The 3,423-nt window shown below is 36.7% G+C and carries 2 protein-coding genes; one reads left to right on the top strand and one right to left on the bottom strand.

Going from position 1 to position 3,423, the window contains the following annotated elements; translation table 11 throughout:
* The first annotated feature begins 648 nt into the window (after positions 1-648).
* Positions 649-1,458 (top strand): exodeoxyribonuclease III, encoded by an 810-nt coding sequence (gene xthA / locus CBG25_RS06830; RefSeq protein WP_290605548.1) that lies wholly within the window; start codon positions 649-651, stop codon positions 1,456-1,458.
* A gap of 31 nt (positions 1,459-1,489) precedes the next feature.
* Here xthA and CBG25_RS06825 read toward each other — a convergent pair whose 3' ends face one another.
* On the bottom strand, positions 1,490-3,292 hold the full coding sequence (locus CBG25_RS06825) for a DNA topoisomerase III (RefSeq protein ID WP_290605546.1): 1,803 nt from the start codon (positions 3,290-3,292) through the stop codon (positions 1,490-1,492).
* Positions 3,293-3,423 lie beyond the last annotated feature (131 nt).

Genomic DNA, 3,423 nt, shown 5'->3' with positions numbered 1-3,423 from the left:
ACTTGTCGATCGTCTGTTGGTGATACTGGTTTGCAAAGAGGTCATTCTTAATGGCGCTGCGTTTCTTCATGGTGGTTAGCTCAGTAGACCAGCTTCCGATAACTTTATCAGCAAAATCAAACTCGGCTTAGGTTTTTCGAGGTGCCCATAAAAGCTTCTAACTTTCTTGAGAAAAACATAATGATTACTCCACTTCAATCTTAAATATCAAATAGAAAAATTTAAATATCTATTTAATAATTTATAGCTGACACAGAAATTCAAAAAGAATACCTTTTTACAGCTCTTTAAGATAAAAGCACTTAAGCTAATAATTTAAAGAAAAATAATTAAACCTGGCTAATTAATTTCATAAATTGATTTTTAGCAAACGACATCATTACATCTAACTATTATTTTCTGACAAAAAAAATTTTTTCATATAGTGCATTTTTAATTATAGTTTATTAATTTGAATTAAATTAATTATTTTTTTAAAGTTATATATTTTTTTAAAACTTAATCACTGCTAATCACACTAAATAATTTAAATATAAAAAATAACTCATTAATAAATAAAAGAAAATGTTTTATATAATGGGTTACATTTATATATTCAATCTGATAAAATATTTTTATAAATATATTCCAATTAGGTAACCAATTCGAATGAAATTTGTCTCATTTAACATTAATAGCCTAAGAGCACGCATCCACCAACTTGAAGCTATCATCGAAAAACATCAACCTGATGTCATAGGCTTACAAGAGACCAAAGTTGATGATAGTGCATTTCCTTTAGAGCAGGTTAATCAGTTAGGCTATCATATCTGCTACCATGGACAAAAAGCACATTATGGTGTCGCGCTATTTTGCAAGCAAAAACCAATTACTATTCAAAAGGGATTTCCTGGCGACGATATTGATGCCCAGCGCCGTATTATTATGGCAGATATTCAAACAGAAAAAGGCACAATTACCATAATAAACGGTTATTTCCCACAAGGTGAATGCCGTGATCACCCAACAAAATTTGCTGCAAAAGCAAAATTTTATCAAGACTTGCAACTTTATCTGCAAAATAATCTTTCTCCTCAATCGCATATCATTCTTATGGGAGATATGAATATTAGTCCAACAGATCATGATATCGGCATCGGTGAAATTAATAGAAAACGTTGGTTAAGTGCTGGCAAATGCTCATTTTTATCTGAAGAACGCGAATGGATGGATAAATTGAAATCCTGGGGATTAATCGATACTTATCGTCAACAAAATCCAGCTATTACTGATCAATTTTCGTGGTTTGATTACCGTTCCAAGGGTTTTGTCGATAACCGAGGTCTGCGAATTGATTTGATTCTGGCCTCTAGTTCGTTATTTGCCTGCTGTGGTGAAACAGGCATTGATTATGACATTAGAAGTATGGAAAAACCTTCAGATCATGCCCCTATTTGGGCAAAATTTGAGTTAAATTAAGTTAAAATCAAATGATAGTACTATTTTACACTTAGCTATCATTTGATTGTCTTTTTTGACTAGTTCTCTTCTTCTTTACTGATAACTTTTTCTCCGTTTTCTCTTCGATGACCGATATCGTACGGAATATGGTTAAATCAGTTTGTTGTTTCGCTTGTTGGATTAACATTTTCAATGTATCTGCCAATGGTGACATAAAATCCTGATAACGAAACTGTTTTTCACTAATTTGGGTTAATTTAGACTCCCAGTGAGCAGTCATATCAGGCAATACTGCCACCAGCGGTAAAACTTTATATAAGGCGATGCCTGCTGGCGCAGCATGCATATAACGACCTTTTTTAACCAAAAACTTACGTTTAAATAACAGTTCTATAATACCCGCTCGGGTCGCTTCTGTTCCTAAACCATCCGTTGCTCGCAATACCTTTTTCAACGCCTTATCTTGCACAAAACGGGCAATACCGGTCATAGCCGACAACAAAGTGGCATCAGTAAAGGGTTTTGGTGGCTGAGTCTGCTTTTCTATTACTTCACCCTGCTCGCAAAATAACTGATCTTTTACCTTTACCTCAGGGAGTGGCATACCATCATTATCCACATCCCGTTCCTTAGTAGTTAAAATTGCTCGCCAACCAGGTTCGACTAAAAAGCAAGCTCTGGCGATAAATTTTCCACCTGCGATCTCCAGTTCAATAACCCGTTTATGAAATTTTGCACTAGCCATAAATTGGATAATATATTGAGCAGTAATCAATGCATAAATTTTGCTTTCGTTTTGATCAAGCTGCACCGCTATTGCTTTAGCGGTAGGAATAATTGCATGATGTGCATCAACTTTTTTATCATCCCAACAGCGATTTTGCTTATCTAATTCAGTCAATTCAAATTGTGTAAGTTCTGGCTGATGTATAGCAATAGCTTTTAATACCCCATGGCGATTGGCAAAATGCTCTTGCGGTAAGTAACGACTATCGGAACGAGGATAAGTAATAACTTTATGTTTTTCATATAATTGTTGGCATATATCAAGAACTTCCTTGGCACTTAAGCCATGTTTTTTAGCGGCTTCAATTTGCAAAGCCGACAAAGAATAAGGTAAGGGCGCAATTTCTGATTCTTGTTTATTTTGATAGGCAACAACCAAGGCCGGCTGCTGCGTAATTCGTGCAGCAACATGCTCGGCTAACGGGCGATGAATCAGACGCCCTTCTTCATCCTGATAATCAATGCAGGCTTCACTTGGCTGCCAGATAGCGGTAAAACGTTCTTTATTCGGCGTGATTATATGTGCTTTTACTTCAAAAAAATCTTTAGCAACAAAATGTTCAATCTCTTCATCCCTTCTAACCACCAATCCCAATACTGGCGTTTGAACTCGGCCAACAGATAATACCCCTTGATACCCCCCTCGCTGGCCAAGCAAAGTATAAGCCCGCGTCATATTTATGCCATACAACCAATCTGCTCTGGCTCGAGCCAATGCCGAAACACAAAGTGGAATAAAATCTCGATTACTTCTTAACCGTTCAATGGCCTTAACTACCGCTTGTGGATTAAGATCGCTAATTAAACAGCGCTGAACAGACTGCTTTTTATCATCCGGTAAGGCTAAAAAATCTAACACTTCATCCACCAGCAATTGCCCTTCGCGATCAGGATCTCCCGCATGCACAATCTCATCGGCCTGAACTAATAGCGCTTTAATAGTATTAAGTTGCTTAATAACTGCCGCCCGAGGCTTTAATTGCCATTTTTCAGGAATGATCGGTAAATCAGTTAATGACCAACGTGCTAAACGGGGATCGTAAGCTTCAGGTTCAGCTTGCTCCAATAAATGTAAGCGTCGTTAAATCCCCACATTTTTTCACTTCTCCTAATTTGTCATGATGTTCGACGCTAACAATTAAGGAGAAATATTAGATGGGAATTTACCGTACAGACGAGAAATGGCGAGCTATCATT

Source organism: Arsenophonus sp. ENCA (assembly GCF_002287155.1).
GTDB classification, from domain to species: domain Bacteria; phylum Pseudomonadota; class Gammaproteobacteria; order Enterobacterales; family Enterobacteriaceae; genus Arsenophonus; species Arsenophonus nilaparvatae.
Note: the sequence above shows the minus strand (reverse complement) of the source record. Positions and strands in the feature narration are given on the sequence as shown.

What these genes read in the sequence shown, in the direction of transcription:
- xthA (WP_290605548.1), top strand. Translation starts at nt 649, where the DNA reads ATGAAATTTGTCTCATTTAACATTAATAGCCTAAGAGCACGCATCCAC.